This is a genomic window from Cryobacterium sp. TMN-39-2, from assembly GCF_004402745.1.
GTDB lineage: Bacteria > Actinomycetota > Actinomycetes > Actinomycetales > Microbacteriaceae > Cryobacterium > Cryobacterium zongtaii.
This window is the reverse complement of sequence record NZ_SOFX01000033.1, coordinates 83,792-101,376: the sequence shown is the minus strand read 5'-3', so window position 1 is coordinate 101,376 and position 17,585 is coordinate 83,792. Positions and strand designations below refer to the sequence as shown.

The 17,585-nt window shown below is 69.3% G+C and carries 15 protein-coding genes; all 15 read left to right on the top strand.

The genetic code is table 11. The features are described from left to right. Positions 1-152 precede the first annotated feature (152 nt). The 15 genes from pnuC to E3O57_RS11990 all read left to right on the top strand — a co-directional run bounded on the left by pnuC (position 153) and on the right by E3O57_RS11990 (position 17,508). On the top strand, positions 153-812 hold the full coding sequence (gene pnuC / locus E3O57_RS12060) for a nicotinamide riboside transporter PnuC (protein WP_103479222.1): 660 nt from the start codon (positions 153-155) through the stop codon (positions 810-812). Continuing rightward, entirely contained in the window at positions 805-1,908 is a 1,104-nt protein-coding gene (locus tag E3O57_RS12055; protein ID WP_241990397.1) for an AAA family ATPase, read from the top strand. Before pnuC ends, E3O57_RS12055 begins: the two co-directional genes overlap by 8 nt. Before the next feature lie 10 nt (positions 1,909-1,918). Next, positions 1,919-3,496 carry a MoxR family ATPase gene (locus E3O57_RS12050; RefSeq protein WP_241983698.1) on the top strand — a complete coding sequence of 526 codons (1,578 nt, stop codon included), beginning with the start codon at positions 1,919-1,921 and terminating at the stop codon, positions 3,494-3,496. Continuing rightward, on the top strand, positions 3,493-4,233 hold the full coding sequence (locus E3O57_RS12045; protein ID WP_103479223.1) for a hypothetical protein: 741 nt from the start codon (positions 3,493-3,495) through the stop codon (positions 4,231-4,233). Before E3O57_RS12050 ends, E3O57_RS12045 begins: the two co-directional genes overlap by 4 nt. After that, positions 4,230-6,215 (top strand): VWA domain-containing protein, encoded by a 1,986-nt coding sequence (locus E3O57_RS12040; RefSeq protein ID WP_174776340.1) that lies wholly within the window; start codon positions 4,230-4,232, stop codon positions 6,213-6,215. The genes E3O57_RS12045 and E3O57_RS12040 overlap by 4 nt, the downstream gene beginning before the upstream one ends. Beyond that, positions 6,208-7,038 carry a phosphohydrolase gene (locus E3O57_RS12035; protein WP_103479224.1) on the top strand — a complete coding sequence of 277 codons (831 nt, stop codon included), beginning with the start codon at positions 6,208-6,210 and terminating at the stop codon, positions 7,036-7,038. The genes E3O57_RS12040 and E3O57_RS12035 overlap by 8 nt, the downstream gene beginning before the upstream one ends. Continuing rightward, positions 7,031-8,416, top strand: a complete 1,386-nt coding sequence (locus E3O57_RS12030; protein ID WP_241990396.1) for an AMP-binding protein — start codon at positions 7,031-7,033, stop codon at positions 8,414-8,416. Before E3O57_RS12035 ends, E3O57_RS12030 begins: the two co-directional genes overlap by 8 nt. A 95-nt stretch (positions 8,417-8,511) precedes the next feature. Then, positions 8,512-9,030, top strand: coding sequence for a DinB family protein (locus E3O57_RS12025; protein ID WP_103479264.1), 519 nt, complete (start codon positions 8,512-8,514; stop codon positions 9,028-9,030). Between the two features lie 52 nt (positions 9,031-9,082). Beyond that, positions 9,083-9,970 (top strand): PRD domain-containing protein, encoded by an 888-nt coding sequence (locus E3O57_RS12020; protein WP_103460082.1) that lies wholly within the window; start codon positions 9,083-9,085, stop codon positions 9,968-9,970. A gap of 200 nt (positions 9,971-10,170) precedes the next feature. Then, entirely contained in the window at positions 10,171-12,024 is a 1,854-nt protein-coding gene (locus E3O57_RS12015) for a beta-glucoside-specific PTS transporter subunit IIABC (protein ID WP_103479225.1), read from the top strand. 99 nt (positions 12,025-12,123) lie between these two features. Continuing rightward, complete coding sequence (locus E3O57_RS12010; RefSeq protein WP_103460084.1) at positions 12,124-13,545, top strand: glycoside hydrolase family 1 protein; 1,422 nt, start codon at positions 12,124-12,126, stop codon at positions 13,543-13,545. An 80-nt stretch (positions 13,546-13,625) separates the two neighbouring features. Next, positions 13,626-14,483: a Cof-type HAD-IIB family hydrolase gene (locus tag E3O57_RS12005; RefSeq protein WP_103460085.1), complete on the top strand. Its 858-nt coding sequence runs from the start codon at positions 13,626-13,628 to the stop codon at positions 14,481-14,483. Between the two features lie 38 nt (positions 14,484-14,521). Then, positions 14,522-15,379, top strand: a complete 858-nt coding sequence (locus E3O57_RS12000; RefSeq protein WP_103460086.1) for an aminoglycoside phosphotransferase family protein — start codon at positions 14,522-14,524, stop codon at positions 15,377-15,379. Between the two features lie 54 nt (positions 15,380-15,433). Continuing rightward, positions 15,434-16,486, top strand: a complete 1,053-nt coding sequence (locus E3O57_RS11995) for a DUF2092 domain-containing protein (RefSeq protein ID WP_174776339.1) — start codon at positions 15,434-15,436, stop codon at positions 16,484-16,486. Then, complete coding sequence (locus E3O57_RS11990; protein WP_103460087.1) at positions 16,483-17,508, top strand: ABC transporter ATP-binding protein; 1,026 nt, start codon at positions 16,483-16,485, stop codon at positions 17,506-17,508. The genes E3O57_RS11995 and E3O57_RS11990 overlap by 4 nt, the downstream gene beginning before the upstream one ends. The last annotated feature ends 77 nt before the right edge of the window (positions 17,509-17,585 follow it).

Here is a 17,585-nt window from a genome sequence, read left to right as displayed (position 1 = left end):
AACGGAACGGGCTCAGGTGCGACCCCGGTATGAGGTACCCATGGTTCAACCAGAATGCGCCGGTTATGTTCCCGAATCGGACAATTCCGTCCGGCGCACCGGCACCATTTGTCCGCACGGGCAACAGTTGCCGGTCTTTTAGACTGGGGAGCATGGGGGAATGGCTGATCGACAACTGGACCGAGGTTTTGGGATTCGGAACGGGGGCCGCGTGCGTGTGGTTGGCCGCGCGCCGCAACATCTGGACCTTCCCGCTCGGCATCGCGAACAACCTGGTCTTCATCGTGCTGTTCTTCGGCGCCGCGCTCTACGCCGACCTCGGTCTGCAGATCGTCTACCTGGTGCTCGGGGTGATGGGCTGGCTTGGCTGGTCCCGGCACCGGGCCGCCGACGACCGCGCGCTGATCGGCCGGATGCCCAGGCAAGCCATCCTGCCGCTGGTCGCCGCCGCGCTGGCCGGCACCGCGATCATCGCCTACGCCCTGCACTCCTACACCGACTCCACCACCGAGATCGCGGATGCCGCCACCACCTCGGTGAGCCTGGTCGCGCAGTACATGCTCAACCGGCGCTGGCTGGAGAACTGGTTCGTCTGGATCGCCGTCGACGTGGCCTATGTGGGCCTGTTCCTCTATAAGGGGCTGAACATCACCGCCGCGCTCTACCTGCTCTTCATCGGCCTGTGCGTCTGGGGCCTTCACGGCTGGATGCGGGCCCGCACAGATCAGACGGCGAGCGACTCCGGGGCGGCCGGCGCCTCGCCCCACCAACCGGTGCCAGCCGGCACGACGGGTGCCCGAGCCGGTGCCTGACCCGCTGCCGGCGGCTGACCCGGTGCCGGTGGCGGCGACCCGATTCGGGCACGGCCTGGTGCTCGGCAAGTTCTACCCTCTGCACGCCGGGCACTCGGCCCTGATCCGCACGGCCCTCAGTCGCTGTGACAGGGTCACCGTGCAACTGTTCGGGGCCAGCGTGGAATCCATCCCGCTGAGCGTGCGCGAGGAGTGGCTGCGCGAAGAGCACCCCACCGCGCACGTCGTGAGCGCCATCGACGACGCTCCGGTGGACTTCGACTCCGCCGACGCCTGGGACGAGCACATGGTGTTGATCCGGGCGCTGCTGGACGCACCGGTCGACGCCGTGTTCTCCAGTGACCCGTACGGCGCCGAACTCGCCGCCCGCCTGGGCGCCGCGTGGGTGCAGGTCGACCCCGGCCGGCGGCACACCCCGGTCTCCGGCACCGCGATCCGAGCGGATGTGCCGGGACACTGGTGGGCGCTGGCCCCCGCCGTGCGCGCCTGGCTGACCCCGCGCGTGGTGGTGCTCGGTGCCGAGTCCACCGGCTCCACCACCCTCGCCGAAGCCCTCGCCGACCACTACGACACCGCGTGGGTGCCGGAGTACGGCCGCGAGCACAGCGAAACCCGGGTGGGCGGCCTGGACACCCCGTGGCGTAGTGACGAGTTCGACGTCATCGTGGACCGTCAGATCGGCTGGGAGAACCAGGCCCTGCGCCGGGTGCCGCGGCCGCTGCTCATCTGCGACACCGACGTGCTGGCCACCACCCTCTGGCACGAACGCTACGTGGGACCGGCCCCGGCGGGGCTCGTGGCGCGCGCCGCCGCGCATCCGCCCGCGCTGTACCTGCTCACCGGGGACGAGATCCCGTTCGTGCAGGACGGCCTGCGCGACGGCGAGCACATCCGGCACGCCATGCAGCACCGGTTTCGCCAGACGCTGGCCGGGCAGGACGTGCCGTGGCTGGAGGTGACCGGGTCGGTGCCGGAGCGCCTGGCGCAGGCGGCCGTGGCCATCGACCGGATGCTCGCCGGAGTCTTCGACTTCGCGCTGCCCCTGGAACAGCAGGCCGCGCTCGAGGCCGCCGTCGCCGCCGGGCCCGCCCGATAGGCTGAAAACCATGGCGCTGGGGAATCGTTGGAACAAGGTATCCGAATCACCGACGCGCGCTAACGCCGCCACACTGGCCGAGGAGCTGACCGCGGAGGACCTCTTCACCGAGGCGCCGGCGGTGGTGGACACGGCGCTGGACGAGAAGCTGCGCCAGGCCTACTTCTGGTTGGTGAACCGGGCCGTGATCTCGCCGTTCTACGACGTCGAATTCTCCACCGGCTCCCCGGTCACCTTCGAACTCGGCGACGCCGGCGCCGAACTGCACCTGCCCACCGACCAGTCCTACTCCTCGAACGTGCTGCTGCCGCTGCTCACCTTCGCGGTGGGCGGCAAGTGCCTGCTCGTGGGCGGTCCCGGGCGTGGCAAGACCACCCTGGCCATCCTGATGGGTGTGCTCGCCGGGTCGAGCGCCCGGGAGGTGCGCCGCAACGTGCAACAGGGCCAGCCTCAGGTCACGGTGAGCGACCTGGTCGGGATGCCGCTGCCGCGCGACCTCGTCACCGCCGGGAGCCTGGCCGAGATCGAGATCGCCTGGCGCGGCTGGCTCAGCCAGCCGGTGAAGATCATCGACGAGTACAACCGCATCCCCACCAAGACCCAGTCGGCGCTGCTCACGATGGTGGCCGAGGGCTACGTGGAAAGCCACGACCAGATGCACTCCACCGCGCCGGAATCCGGGGTGGAGAGCTGGTTCTTCACCGCCAACGACGACGCCGGCGGCGGCACCTTCCCGGTGATCCAGGCGCTCCGCGACCGGATGGACGTGACCGTCGCCGCGCAGGGTTTCAACAACCGGTTCTTCGACGAACTCGTCGCCCGCGTCGAGGCCGGCGAACGGCCGGAGGACCACCTGCCGCCCGAGCTCATCTTCGACGCCGACGAACAGCGCCTGCTCGAGGCGGCCATCCGGGCCGTGCCACTGCCCGGTGCGGTGCGTCGCCAGCTGGAGTTCTTCGCCAGCCACTTCGAATTCGTGCAGCAGGGCGGGCGCCGCTTCGAATACCGCACCAAGGACACCGTGCGCACCGGCGGCGGCGAGGTGGCCGAGGTGATCGAGGCCAACTCCGGCGCCGACCTGCAGGTCGACCTCGGCTCGCAGACCAGCAACAGCCTCTCGGTGCGGTCGCTGCAGACCCTCATCCGCTACGCCAAAGCGATGGCCTACTTTCGCGGCCGGCCCGTGGTGGGCCTGGACGACCTGGCCGCCGTGCTGCCCTTCGCCCTGCGCGGCAAACTACTGCCCAACGAACTGCACCCCCGCTTCGACGTGGGTGCCGACCGGGAGCTGGCCACCGACTCGATCAGCTGGCTCGCCGACCTCTTCACCGAGTCCCGCCGGCAGTTCACCGCCCTCGGCCTCGGCGGCAACGACCCGATCAGCGACGCCCTCGACCTGTTCAACCAGGGCCTGGATGCAGTCAGCTCCGCCGAGGCCGCGCAGCGCCTCACCGGCATTGAATCCCTGATCAGCGGCATCGCCAAGCAGGGCAAGCTCTACGGTCGGCACTTCGACGACCTGCTCGCCCTCAAATACCTGCACCAGCGCTACACGAACTACGTCAGCTGGTTGGGGTTCAGCGGGTGACCCAGCGCCCCCGGCACCTCGTGAACGATTCGCTGGAGCTCACCGACGAGGCCCTGCCGGAGACCACGGTCGACCTCGAGCTCTCGGCGACCCGCATTCAGGAGCGGCACGGCGAGGCGGCCGGCGCCCGCTACCGCCACTTCATCGGCCGGGCCGTGGCGGCAGCGCCCGACGCCGACCGGGACGACCTGCTCACCCTCGCCGCCCTCGCCGCCTGGCGCTCGGGTGCGCCGGCGTTCCGAACGGATGCGCTGCGTCGCCTCGACCTGGCCCTCGCCGCCGGCCGCACCGGCCTGCCCGCCCTCGCCGCGGCGCTGGGCCTGGGTGAGGGCGGGGTGGCCCCGTTCGCGGCGTTGCAACTGAATTCCCGGTTCGGTTGGCCCGGCCTGCACGCTCCCGGAGAACTCCTCGCCGTGATCGGCGGTTTCCGCGGCCTCTACGGCCCGTGGCTGGCGCCCCCGGTGGCGGCGCTGCCCGGCGACCGGCCGGGCAGCTTCCTGATCCGCACGGGCAGTGCTGCCACGGCCGAGGACTGGCTGCTCACCGTGGATGTCTTCGGGCACACCCTCGTGCGGCTCGCGACCGACGAGCAGGGGAATGTCGACGCTGCGGCCGACGCACGGTGGTCTGCAGCGGGCGATACCGCGCAGGGGCTCGCCGAGACTGGAGCGGCCGGCGCCGTGCTGACCGTGCGCGCCTACACCGCACAGCTGTGGACCCCGGAGGAGAGCCCGTGACGGCTGCGCCGCTCACCCCCGAGCAGCGCAGCGCCTGGCAGAGCGCCCAAGCGCTCTGGGGCGTCGAACTCCACGACCCCGAGCTCGCGCCGGACGCGAAGGAGGCGTCCTTCGCCTGGTTCAGCTTCCCGCCCCAGGTGACCTTCGACCTTCCGCAGGCCGAGCGGCTGGGCGTCGGGGCGTTTCTGGAGAGCATCTTCGCGCACGAGATCGGCCACCACGCCCTTTCTCCCTCGACCCGGCTGACGAGCCTGAAAATCCGGCACCAGATCGCGCGGGCGCTCGCGGCCACCGATGCCGCGCGCATCCCGGATGTCGCCGACCAGGTTCACAAACTCTCGAACCTGTGGTCGGACATGCTCATCAACGTGCGGGTGGCCGAGCTGCAACGGCGGCGGGACGGCGAAGCCACGCCGCCGGAGATGGTGCGGATGTGGGCGGTGCTGGGCGGGAATGACAGCGCCGATCGGCTCTGGTGGGTGCTCCTGCGGGCCTACGAGATTCTGTGGGTGCTCGCGGCCGGGGCACTCTGCCCGGCCGAGCCACCGGCCGTCCCGATAGACCCTGACGAGGTGGTGCGGCAGCGGATATCGAAGATCACCGACGCGTGGCAGAAGAAGAACCGGCTCAATGAGGTCTTGGCCACCAAAGACCCGAAAAAGCTCGCCGAGTTGCAGCTGTCGGAGCGGACCCAGGAGCTGGCCGCCGAAGTGCAGCGCGAGTTCGACGCCCTGGCGCTCACCGACCCGCGGCTCGACGCGGTGCTGCTGGCCGAGACCGTGCGCACCTTCGGTGACGATCCGGTGAGCGGGGCGCTGCGCTTCGGGATGCTGCTGGCACCGTACCTGGTGGCCCAGGGGCCCACCAGGCACCGCCCCGGGTTGGTGGTGCAAGGGGGAGGCTGCGACGGCGAGTCCGGAGCAACCCCGGCGACCGCGGGTGAGCTGGTCGCGGTGCTGGGGGATGCGCGCCTACGGGAAGACCCGGAGCATCCGGCGGTGGCCAAGGCCCGCGGCCTCACGACGGCCGGCCCCGGCGCCGGCACGGTGCCGGGCGCCCCGGACTCCCCGGGTGACGGCCCGCCCACCGCGCCCACCGGCCAGGGCTACGGCCTGGCCCGGACGCTGGAGCTCTACCGCGACAGCGGCGCCAACGCTGTCATCGCCGCCTGGTATCAGACCCGGGCGCGCAGCTACGTTAAGCCGCTGCTGCAGCGCACTCCGGATGCGCCCCCGGCCGACGCCGAGATCCCGGGTCCCCTGGCAGCGTGGGAGCTCGGCGACGACCTCGCCGACATCGACTGGGCCGCATCCATGGCGAGAAGCCCCACGGTCGTGCCCGGGGTGACCACCCGGCAGCGGGAATACCTGCCCGACGCGCCGCCCGTGGCCACCGCGAGCCTCGATCTGGACCTGTACATCGACTCCTCGGGGTCGATGGTGAGTCCCGCCAACGAGTCGCCGGCCGTCCTGGCCGGCAGCATCCTCATCCTCTCGGTGCTGCGCGGCGGCGGCCGGGTGCGGGTGACCTCATTCTCGGCGGCCGGACAGGTCGCCGGTGGCGAGAGATTCACCCGTGACCGCCTCGAGGCGCTGCGTGACCTCACCACCTACTTCGGCTGGGGCACGGTCTTCCCGCTCGACCTGTACGGGAGCCGGTATCGCGGCCTGGGCCGCACCAGCGCGAGTGTGCGCCGGCACGTGGTGGTGCTTTCCGACGAGGGACTGCTCTCGATGTTCGGCGCGGGGCAGCCAGAGTACGCCGACGTCGCCGCCCGTGTGCGCCGCGGGCTCGACACGGCCACCCTGATCCTGCAGGATCCCCGCCGCTCCGTTGCCGAGCCTGCCGCTCTGGCCGGCTATGACGTCGAGTACATCCAGCGGATGGACGATGCACCGGCCGCCTGCGCCCGGCTCGCCCGGCGACTGACGGAGAGCGATCCGCGCCGTGCCGCCCGAACACCAGGAGGATTCCGTGGCTGAGAGACCCGCGCCGTTCTGGCGACGGCTGACCAACTCCGCCGGGCTCAGGGAGCCCGACCGGGGGGAGCTGGCGACGAACGCCATCCCGTTCTCTCCTCCCACCGCGCGGGTGCCGCGCCCGGCGGCCGACGCGGAGCCAGCCGGCGCCACGCCGGATGCAGTTGACTCGGAGGCGCTTCTCGCGGTGTGGTTCGCGCGTGAGCAGGACGACATGCTCGTCTGGCGCACCTGCCTGCCCGGGGCGAGTACCGCCGAGATCGCCACCCGCCTGTCCCTGGTTCCGGCGTCCTTCCTCGCCGATGACGTGGCTATCCTCCCGCTCGCCGAGAATATTCTTGAAATGGAATACGGCGCCGTCGGATCAACGCCGCCGGACCGGAGGGGGCAGGAGGTCCTCCGGATTGTGGACCAGGTGCGTGCCACCGGGTCGGCCGCCGCCCGCCGGGGCGCGGCCCTGGTGCTGTGGCTCTGGGCCAGCGAGGACCTGAACGGTCCGTTGTCGGTGCCCTTGAGCCCGGTTTGGTACGGCCGCGCCATGGCCGCGCTCTCGTTTCGGTTGGCGGCGGTGGTCGACCCGGCCGAGTGGGTGCGCACGGCCGACCGGCGCGACGAAGCAGCCCGCACCTTCCTGCTCTGGTCCGGCCATCTGCCGGCCGGCGAGGACGAGGCCACCGCCAGGTCGATCCTCGCCATGCGCGACTCCCTGCAGCAGAACGCGGCGCTGGCCCAGACCATGGCCGAACACGAACACCGGCTCCAGGTGACCAAACGGCTGCAGGAGGCCAGGGCCCGCGAGGCCGCCGCCCGGTACTCGAATGAGTAACCCGCCGGGGCCGGCCATGGCAGTGCCCGACCCGGACGACCCGCTGGCGCTGGCCGAATACGCCCCGGGCGGCACCGTCGCGCTCACCGACGCCGAACGGTGGCCCACCCTCGATGTGGCCGGCGCGGCGCGTCTGGATGCCGTGCAGCGGCATCCGCTCGCCCCGGCCTGGGTACACCGGACCGGTGACAGGCTCACCGCCGACGGAGTCGCCAGGGCCCAGGCGGCGCTGCCCGTCACCTGTTGGCTGGCCGAGCACCTCGCCATCGCTCGCCGGCTGCCCGCCTACCGCAGGGTCGCCGACACCCTCGGTGAGCTGCGCACCTGGCCCACCGTGACCCGCGACGACCTGCTCGAGAACGTGTCGGCGTTCGTGCCGCTGGATGCCGACCTCGATCGGATGATCGAGGGCTCCAGTTCCGGCACCACCGGGCGCGCGTTACAGATCCCCGACGACATCGAGGAGGTCGCTCGCAGCTTCCACCTGCTGGTGACCCTGGTGGCCGAGCAGGGTATCGACTGGCGGCCCGACCCGGCACGGATGGCCCTGGCCTACCTGGTGCACCAGCGCCAGGCGTTCACGTACACGTCCTCGATCAGCAGTTTCGGTCAGTCCACCATGGCCAGGCTCAACCTGCATCCTTCGCAGTGGCCGGCGCCCGGGCAGCGCACCGGGTTCCTGCTGGACCAGCAGCCGCAGGTGATCACCGGCAACCCCACCAGCCTGGCGGAGCTGCTGCACCCCGACCTTGTGGCGGGCCTGCGGCCGCTCGCGCTGTTCAGCGGCGCGATGGCGCTCAGTCTCGCCCTCCGCCGCGACCTGGAGGCGGCATACGGCTGCCCGGTGATTGACGTCTACGGGTTGCACGAGACCCGGCCGATCGCCGCCAGCACTGACGGGGGACCCTTCGTGATCCTCGATCGGCGGGTGCACGTGGAGGTGCTCGACGGTTCCGGCCATCCGGTGGCACCCGGGGAGCGCGGCGAGATCGTGGTGACCGCGGGGGAGAACTCGCTGTTGCCGCTGGTGCGGTACCGTACCGGGGACTTCGGCCGGCTGGTCGACGTGGCCGGCCGGCCCGCACTGGCCGACCTGGAGGGCCGGGAGGCCACCCGGTTTCTGGCGTTGGACGGTTCCCTGGTGCCCTGCGTCGACCTCACCCAGCAGTTGCAGGCCGGCGGGGCGCGCGGCTGGGCTGTGCGGCAGGGCGTCGACGGCAGCGTGACCGCCACTGTGGTGGGCGGTGCTACCGGGCAGATCGGTACGGCGCTCCGACGGCTGCTGGCACAGCCGGTGACCGTGACCGCGGTGCCGACCCTGCTCGACCTCGGCGAGGGCAAACCGCGCCGCTACGAGTCGGAGGCGCCGGGCACCTAGCTCACCGTTGCCGCAGGGATGCGATTGGCAGTGTCTGCACCATTTGTGGCAGTCAGTTCCCGCAGCCGGCCGGCCGGTTTCCCTAGGCTGTGAAGATGCCGATCACCCCCGACACCAAAGACTGGACCTGGGTGCTCGAGCGCCCCTGCCTCGAGTGCGGATTCTCCGCCGCCGAGCTTCGTTACGACGACGTACCCGATCTTGTGCGCCAGAACGCGGCCGCCTGGGCACCCGTGCTCGACCGACCGGATGTTGCGGCGCGGCCCGACGACACCACCTGGTCGGCGCTGGAATACGCGGCCCACGTGCGTGACGTGTTCCGCATCTTCGACCTGCGGCTGGGCCTGATCCGCGCCGAGGACGACCCGCTCTTCGCGAACTGGGACCAGGACGCCACCGCGGCGGCCGAGCGCTACAACGAGCAGGATCCACGGGTCGTGGCGGCGGAACTGGCCGCGGCCGCGGCATCCGTTGCCGACGCCTTCGCGGCCGTGCCGCCCGCCGACCGGCAGCGCACCGGCCGCCGCAGCGACGGCGCCCGCTTCACAGTGACCACGCTGGCCCAGTACTTCATCCACGACCCGACGCACCACCTGCATGACGTATCCCGCTGACCGGACGTCAGCGATCCGGTCACTCGAACGGCCGACGCTGTAAACTTCGGCCATGACGACGGACCGCAGCGTGGCGCGCAGCCCGGCCGTTGTGGCGCACAAGGTGCTCAACAACAACGTCGTCATCTCGGTCGACAGCGCCGGCCAGGAACGGGTACTGATGGGACGGGGGCTGGGATTCCAGTTGCAGCCCACCGACACCATCGACCCGGCGAAGGTCGAGAAGACCTTCATCCTCGAGCAGGGCAGCGGAGCCGATCACGCCCGGCAGCTGCTCGCCTCGGTGCCGTATCCGGTCATCGAGGCCGTCACGGCCGCCGTCGATGAGGCCGAGCGGATCCTGGGGCGCAGCCTCGGTCGGCGGCTGCCGATGGCCATCATCGACCACGTGCAATACGTGCTCGAGCGTATGCAGAAAGGCATTCGGATCCCGAGCACGGCGATGCCCGAATTGCGCGTGCTGCACCCGCAGGAATTCGACGCGGCGCTGGCGATGGCACGATCCGTCAGTGCCAGTCTGCAGACCGACCTCCCGGCGGAGGAGGCCGTATTCCTCACGATGCATATTCTCAACGCGACCCGGGACGAGCCCAACGGCACCGCGGCGTTGCTCTTTCGTCGGGTACAGCACGTGGTCACCACGGTTGAGGGCGGCCTCGGCGTGCAGCTGGACGTGGCGAGCCCGGACTACGCGCGGTTCATCCTGCACATCCAATTCCTCCTGCAGCGACTCGTGGCCCAGACGATGCTGCGAGGCTCCGACACGTCGTTCTTCGAGTTCGCTAAACACAGTTATCCGCGCTCGTACGCGATCGCCGCCGACGTCAAGCTGTACGTCAGTGAAGCCACCGGCTCCGATCTCACCGATGAAGAACTCCTCTACGTGATCGTGCACGTGGAGCGCCTGGCCAACCAGGTTGTGGATGGCGCGGCGCCCTGACGGTGTGCTAGCGTGAGCGTCGCAGGGCGAAGACGACCTGTGGAAGCTCTTCGGATTGTTACTGCGCAAGCAGGCAAAACCTGGACTCTCATCGCATAGCGCGATGTCTGAGTTCAGGTCTTTTTTTTGCCCAAAATCCGAAGTCCCGCTTCCTTGGCACGAAGAAGCCGCGATGCCGCGGCGGAAGGTGAACCAGAACGATGGATTACTCCAAAACCGCTGCTGCGGTTCTCAAGGGCGTGGGCGGCGAAGACAATGTCTCGTCGCTGGTGCATTGCGCCACCCGGCTGCGGTTCGTGATCAAGGACGACTCGAAGATCGACAAGGCCGGCGTGAAGGCGGCCCCGGGCGTCATCGCCACGGCCGAGGCCGGCGGCCAGTACCAGGTCGTCATCGGCAACGAGGTCCCAGAGGTCTTCGCCGAGATCGCGAAGATCTCCAAGCTCGCCGGTCTGTCCGCGAACGAGACGTCCGCCCCGGACGGACCCAAGGGAAACCTTCTCAACCGCTTCATCGCGATGATCTCGGCGATTTTCACCCCGCTGGTATGGGCTCTGGCCGGAACGGGCCTGCTCAAGGCGTTCCTCGCCGCGGCGGTCACCTTCGGCTGGCTCGACAACACGACCACGACCTACGTGATCCTCAATGCGCTGTCGGATGCGTTCATCAATTTCCTGCCGCTCGCACTGGCGATCACGGCGGCGAAGTACTTCAAGGCCGAGCAGTTCACCTCACTCGCGATCGCCGGCGCCTTCGTCTATCCGTCGATCGTCGCCCTCAACGGGGTGCCCGACATCACCTTCTTCGGCATCCCCGTCACAATGGTCAGCTACGTGTCGAGTGTTATCCCGATCATCGTCATCGTCTGGCTGCAGAGCCACGCCGAGCGCTTTCTCTACACCAAGCTTCCCGCCGCGATCCGCCGGTTCGTCACCCCGATGCTCCTGGTTGCCATTCTTGTTCCGTTGACCTTCCTCGCCATCGGCCCGCTCTCCAACCTGATCAGCGGCGGCCTCGCCGGTGGCATCGGCTGGATTTTCACCGTTCTGCCGTGGCTCGGTGGCGCCATTATGGGTGGCCTCTGGCAGGTCTTCGTGATCTTCGGCTTGCACTGGGGATTTGTTCCCCTGATGACGGCCGAGTTGCAGAGCACAGGTTTGACCTACCTCCTGGCGCCACTCTTCGCTGCAGTTCTGGCGCAGGCCGCGGCCGTCACCGGTGTCTGGGTTCGCACCAAAGACGCGAACCTGAGGTCCCTCGCGGCCCCCGCGGCGCTGTCTGGCTTCCTGGCCGGTGTCACCGAGCCAGCAATCTACGGCGTGAATCTGCCGCTCAAGCGCCCGTTCCTGTATGGAATCATCGGCGGTGTCATCGGCGGCGGGCTGATTTCGGCGGGCGGTGTGGCCGGCAACGCCTTCGTGCTCCCATCGGCACTGGGCCTGCCCGCGCTATTCAGCGAGGGAAGCGTCGTGATGCTGGTCCTCGGCCTTGCCGTCGCCGTCCTGGTGCCGTTCCTCCTCACCGTCATCGTCGGTTTCACGGACCCGGTCGTCGAGACCGCCGCTCCGGTGGATGGCACCGACCTTGTCGTCCTCAGCCCGCTGGACGGCACCGCCGTGCCGCTCACCGAGGTTCCCGACGCCGTCTTCGCCGGTGGCGCACTCGGCAAGGGTGTCGCGATCATCCCCCGCGTCGGCACTCTGTACGCCCCGTTCGACGCTCTCGTGGTCGCCGCGTTCCCGACCGGTCACGCGATCGGCCTGCAGCACGCCGATGGCGCCGAAGCGCTGATCCACATCGGACTCGACACCGTCAAGCTCGGCGGAAAGCACTTCTCCCTCAAGGTCGAAAAGGGCCAGCAGGTCAGGGCCGGCGACCTCCTGGTGGAGTTCGACATCGCCGCGATCACCGCGGCCGGCTACGACGTGACCACGCCGGTCATCATCACCAACCCGAAGAAGTACCCGACTATCGGCTCGCCCGCATCGGGACCGGTGGCCCACGGTGACGCCCTTTTCCTCGCCATCGCCGAAGCAGAACTAGCCATCGCCTAACAAGCACACCCAGCACGTCTCGGCAGAGGAGCGGCCCGACCGCTCCTCCGCCCCGTGCACTGCACCACATCTGCACTGCGTAATAGAAGGAGCACACGAATGACTGATTCCATAACGTTTCCCGCTGATTTCCTCTGGGGCGGCGCCACTGCCGCGAACCAGATCGAAGGCGCATACAACGAGGGCGGCAAGGGCCTGTCGATCCAGGACGTCATGCCCCAGGGCATCACTACGCCGCGTACCGACGGCCCCACCGACGACAACCTCAAGCAGGTGGCCATCGACTTCTACCACCGCTACGCCGAAGACATCGCCCTGTTCGCCGAGATGGGCTTCAAGACCTTCCGCTTCTCCATCGCCTGGAGCCGGATCTTCCCGCTCGGCGACGAGGCCGAGCCCAACGAAGAGGGCCTCGCGTTCTACGAGCGGGTTCTCGACGAGTGCGAAAAGCACGGCATCGAGCCGCTGGTGACCATCTCGCACTACGAGACGCCGCTCCACCTCACCGACACCTACGACGGCTGGGTCAACCGCGAGCTGATCGGCTTTTACGAGCGCTACGCCCGCGTGCTCTTCGCCCGCTACGGCGCCCGGGTGAAGTACTGGCTCACGTTCAACGAGATCAACTCCGTGCTGCACGCCCCGCTCCTCTCTGGCGGTATCAACACACCCAAGGGCCAGCTCACCAAAACCGACCTGTACCAGGCCGTGCACAACGAGCTGGTTGCCAGCGCGCTGGCTACCAAGGCCGCCCGCGAGCTCGCCCCGAACGCCCAGGTCGGCTGCATGATCCTCGCAATGCCGGTGTACCCGCTGTCGCCGTCTCCCGATGACATGATGGCGTCACTCACCACCGAGCGCACCAACCTCGCGTTCGGCGACATCCACGTGCGCGGTGAATACCCGGGCTACTACCTGCGGAGCCTGCGCGACCAGGGCGTCGACCTTGTCATCACCGACGACGACCGCGCGGTCCTCAAAGAGAACACCGTCGACTTCGTCTCGTTCAGTTACTACGTGAGTGTGGCCGAGACGGCCGACGATTCGCAGCGGGTGATGGGCGAGGGCAACATTTTCCCCGGCGTGCGCAACCCGACGCTGAAGGCATCCGAGTGGGGCTGGCAGATCGACCCCGTGGGCCTGCGCATCGTGCTCAACCAGTTCTGGGACCGCTGGCAGAAGCCGCTGTTCATCGTGGAGAACGGCCTGGGTGCCAAGGACGAACTCGTCGAGGTCGACGGCCGCAAGACCGTCATCGACGACTACCGCATCGCCTACCTGAACGACCACCTCGTGCAGGTCGGTGAGGCGCTCACCGATGGTGTGGATGTGATGGGCTTCACACCCTGGGGCTGTATCGACCTCGTCAGTGCCAGCACGGCACAGATGAGCAAGCGCTACGGGTTCATCTATGTCGACCGCAACGACGACGGCAGCGGCACCCTCGACCGGTACAAGAAGAAGTCCTTCGACTGGTACGCCGAGGTCATCGAGTCGAACGGTGCCAGCCTCACCCGCTAGCGTCGATTTATACGTACTAACCCTTAGGTGGTCTCCCGGGCCCGGTTCGGCTCCGGAGACCGCCTCGTTTGGAGCTCCACATGATTTCCCCGCGCATCGCTTTTCTCGACGTGGACGGCACCCTCATCGACTCGGGCGAAGTGATCGCCCCGTCCACCATCGAGGCGGTGCGGACCGCCAGGGCGAACGGGCACCTGGTCTACCTGAGCACCGGGCGGGCTTCGGTGGAAATCTACGCGGCGATCCGCGACATCGGCTTCGACGGTGCCATCACCGCCGGTGGCGGTTTCGCCGAGATCGGCGACGAACTCGTGATCTCCCGCACGATGCCCGAGGATGCGGTCGCCCGAATGGTCGGCTTCTATGAGGAGTCGGGGTACGACTTCTACCTGCAGTCCTACGACGAGCTCTTCCCGAGCCCCGGGGTTCGGGGGCGGTTCGCGGCGTACCTCGACGACGACAGCGAACGGAAGGGTGAAACCCGCACCGACCTGGCCTCCGTGACCGACGCCGACGAGCACCCCGCGCTGAAGGCATTCGCCGACGTACGACCGCTTCGTTACAGCGGCATCGCGAAGTCCGTGTTCCTCGCCGCCGACCTCACGGCCTTCGACAGGGTGTCGGAAGCGCTCAGCGGCGACTTCCACGTGATCACCGGCACCATCCCGCACATGGGTAAGGGCAGCGGCGAGGTCACCCTTGACGGGGTGAACAAGGGCACGACCCTCCTGCAGCTGCTCGACAAGCTCGGCATCGACGCGGCATCCGCCATCGGCATCGGCGACAGCACCAACGACATCGAGATGCTGCAGGTCTGCGGCGTCGGCATCGCCATGGGCAACGCCACCGACACGGTCAAGGCGCACGCCGACGAGGTCACCACCTCGGTCCTGGACGACGGCGTCTGGAACGCGTTCCGCCGCCACGGCCTGATCTGAGGGCTGCTCGCCCCGGGTTGCGCGGGTAGCCTGAGCGGATGAACGAGTCCTCGGCCGAGATGCGCACGCGGCTGACCGCGTGGGGTGTGACGCCCGTGGGGACGGGGTTCTCGACACCGTCGAGCGAGCTCATGCCCGGTACCCGCGGGGGTGAAGCCGTGATGCTCAAGATCGCGCTGGTGGAGGAGGAAGCTCGGGGTGCCACCCTCCTCGAGTGGTGGGGCGGGCACGGAGCCGCGCGGGTGTTGGCGCGGACCGACCGGGCGACGCTGATGGTGCGAGCGACCGGTTCTCGCGATCTGACGGTCATGGCGGCGGCGGGTCAGGATGCGGCAGCGACAGCCGTCCTCGTGCAGAGCGCGCTGACCTTGCACGAGCGCACACCGCCCTCATCCGGCGAGGTGCCTCTCGTCGCCCTCCGCGACTGGTTCCAGGTCCTGCTCACCACCCGGTCCGACGACCCGGTGCTGCGGCGGGCGGCCGAACGGGCCGAACGGCTGCTGGCCACGACGCCGCCGGCGGATGTTGCGGTGCTGCACGGCGACATCCACCATGGCAACGTGCTCGACTTCGGCGACCGCTGGGCGGTGATCGATCCGAAGGGCCTGATCGGGCATCGCGCCTTCGACTTCGCCAACATCCTCTGCAACCCGACAGAGACGGCCGCGCTCGACAATCTCGCGGCGCGGCTGAACACCATCAGCCGCCAGGCGAGCATCGACCCGGTGACGCTAGCGGAGTGGACCATCGCCTGGTGCGGTCTGTCCCTGGCCTGGGCGCGGGGCGACGCCATTCCCACCTGGCACGCCCGAACCGCCCGCGCCGTGGCGGAACTCCTGTTGGAAAGCCTGAACGACGGGTCTAAGTCGAGTGGAACTTTCAGCATCGGAGCGTAGTGTCGGGGATACGCATTGCGCAGTTCTATGTGGTGACACTGGAGGTCTTCTGTCATGTCCCGAACCTGGTTGAAGTGGATGCCCGCCGTCGCGGTTCCCGCCGTGATCGTCGCGGGGGTCCTCGCGGTTCCGTTGCAGGCCGGCGCGGCCGTTGACCTGCCGGACAAGACCCCGCAGGACGTGCTCGAATTGGCGGCCGGCAGCACCGTCGACACCTTCTCCGGCACCATCGAGCAGACCTCGGAACTCGGACTGCCCGAGATCCCCAGCACCGGGGACGCCGCCACCGCCGAGTTCGCCGACGCCCTCGACCTGCTCACCGGCAGTCACACCGTACGGGTCTACCAGAACGGCCCCGACCAGAGCCGGGTACAGGTGCAGGACACCATGTCCGAGCGCAACCTGATTCAGAACGGCGCCGACCTCTGGCTCTACGACTCCGCCGACAACACCGCCGCGCACACGACCCTGCCGGCCGACACGGGTGACCGGTCGGCGCCGGGTTACACGCCGAGCGAGATGGCCGACACGTTCCTCGCCGAGGTGGCGCCAAGCACCGAGGTGACCCTGGGTGAGAACACCGAGGTGGCCGGTCGCACCGCGTACGAGCTGGTGCTCACCCCGAACACCGACGACACCCTGGTGGGATCCGTCTCGATCGCGGTCGACTCCGAGACCGGGCTGCCGCTGCGCGTGCAGGTCGAGGCGCTGGAGGCCGCGGAGCCCGCGATCAGCGTGGCCTTCACCTCGCTCAGCTTCGACGCCCCGCCCGCCGACCTGTTCGTCTTCACCGCGCCGGCCGGAGCCACGGTCACCGAGGAGACCCTGCCCACCAAGGACGCGGCCGGCCACCCCGAGGGCGAGACCAGCGGCGTGACCGTCACGGGCTCCGGCTGGGACGCCGTCGTGTCTGTGCCGGCCGGCGCGGATGCCGCGGCCATGGCCGAACTCACCGCCTCACCCCTGTACAGCCAGCTCACCGACGCCGTTGACGGCGGCCGGGCCCTGAGCACCACCCTCATGAGCGTGCTGATCACGGACGACGGCCGGGTCTTCGCCGGTTCTGTCCCAGTGGAGCGGCTGCAGGCCGCCGCAGCCCAGGAGTGACCATCGCCGCCCGGGCCGGCGACCTGGCCATCGAGACCCGGGCTCTTACCAAGCGGTTCGGCCGCCAAATCGCCGTGGACGCCATCGACCTTGCCGTGCCGATGGGCTCGGTGTTCGGCTTCCTCGGCCCGAACGGGTCGGGCAAGACCACCAGCATCCGGGTGATGCTCGGCCTCGCCGCGGCCACCAGCGGCGAGGTTAGCCTGCTCGGTGAGTCGATGCCGGGCCGCCTGGCCAGGGTGCTGCCGCAGGTGGGCGCCCTGGTGGAGGGCCCCGCGTTCTACCCGTTCCTCTCCGGCGCCGCCAACCTGCGCCGGCTCGACTCCGCCGATCGCGCCGCGCCCGGCCGCAGCCGCCGGGCCCGGGTGGACCGCGCGCTGGACCGGGTGGGCCTGTCGAACGCGGCGGGCAAGAAGGTGTCGGCGTACTCGCTGGGTATGAAGCAGCGCCTGGGCATCGCGAACGCCCTGCTGATGCCGCGCCGACTGCTCGTGCTGGACGAACCGACCAACGGGCTCGACCCGCAGGGCACCCGCGAGGTGCGCGCCCTGGTGCGATCCTTGGCCGGTGAGGGCACCACGGTCTTCGTGTCCAGCCATCTGCTCGCCGAGGTGGAGCACATGTGCACGCACGCGGCCATCATGAGCGCCGGACGTCTGGTGTCCCAGGGCACCCTCGACGAGCTGCGCGCCGGTGAAGCCAGGGTGCGGGTGCGAACCCCGGATGCCGCGGCGGCGATCCGGGTGCTGGCCGCCGCCGGACTGGTGGCCGAGCTGGAGTCCGCGCCGGACGAGCGCGGCGCCGAGAGTTTCTCCGCCGCCGGCGGTTCCTCGAACCGGCCCGCCGACCACTGGGTGAGCGCCCCCCTCGAGGTGCCCGCAGGCGGACACCTCGCAGAGGAAGACCTCGTCGCGGCGCTCGTCGCCGCCGGGGTGCGGGTGCGTGGCTTCCACCTGCAGGACACCAGCCTCGAGGACCGCTTCGTGGCTCTCACCGGAGAGGGGTTCGACGTTGTCCGATAAGACGGTGTCCGATAGTTCGGTGTCCGACAGAACGGCGCCAGAGAGTGGGCCAGCGGCATCCTCGGCGACGGCGCCGA

What these genes read in the sequence shown, in the direction of transcription:
- pnuC (WP_103479222.1), top strand. Translation starts at nt 153, where the DNA reads ATGGGGGAATGGCTGATCGACAACTGGACCGAGGTTTTGGGATTCGGA.
- E3O57_RS12050 (WP_241983698.1), top strand. Translation starts at nt 1,919, where the DNA reads ATGGCGCTGGGGAATCGTTGGAACAAGGTATCCGAATCACCGACGCGC.
- E3O57_RS12030 (WP_241990396.1), top strand. Translation starts at nt 7,031, where the DNA reads ATGAGTAACCCGCCGGGGCCGGCCATGGCAGTGCCCGACCCGGACGAC.
- E3O57_RS12025 (WP_103479264.1), top strand. Translation starts at nt 8,512, where the DNA reads ATGCCGATCACCCCCGACACCAAAGACTGGACCTGGGTGCTCGAGCGC.
- E3O57_RS12020 (WP_103460082.1), top strand. Translation starts at nt 9,083, where the DNA reads ATGACGACGGACCGCAGCGTGGCGCGCAGCCCGGCCGTTGTGGCGCAC.
- E3O57_RS12015 (WP_103479225.1), top strand. Translation starts at nt 10,171, where the DNA reads ATGGATTACTCCAAAACCGCTGCTGCGGTTCTCAAGGGCGTGGGCGGC.
- E3O57_RS12010 (WP_103460084.1), top strand. Translation starts at nt 12,124, where the DNA reads ATGACTGATTCCATAACGTTTCCCGCTGATTTCCTCTGGGGCGGCGCC.
- E3O57_RS12005 (WP_103460085.1), top strand. Translation starts at nt 13,626, where the DNA reads ATGATTTCCCCGCGCATCGCTTTTCTCGACGTGGACGGCACCCTCATC.
- E3O57_RS12000 (WP_103460086.1), top strand. Translation starts at nt 14,522, where the DNA reads ATGAACGAGTCCTCGGCCGAGATGCGCACGCGGCTGACCGCGTGGGGT.
- E3O57_RS11995 (WP_174776339.1), top strand. Translation starts at nt 15,434, where the DNA reads ATGTCCCGAACCTGGTTGAAGTGGATGCCCGCCGTCGCGGTTCCCGCC.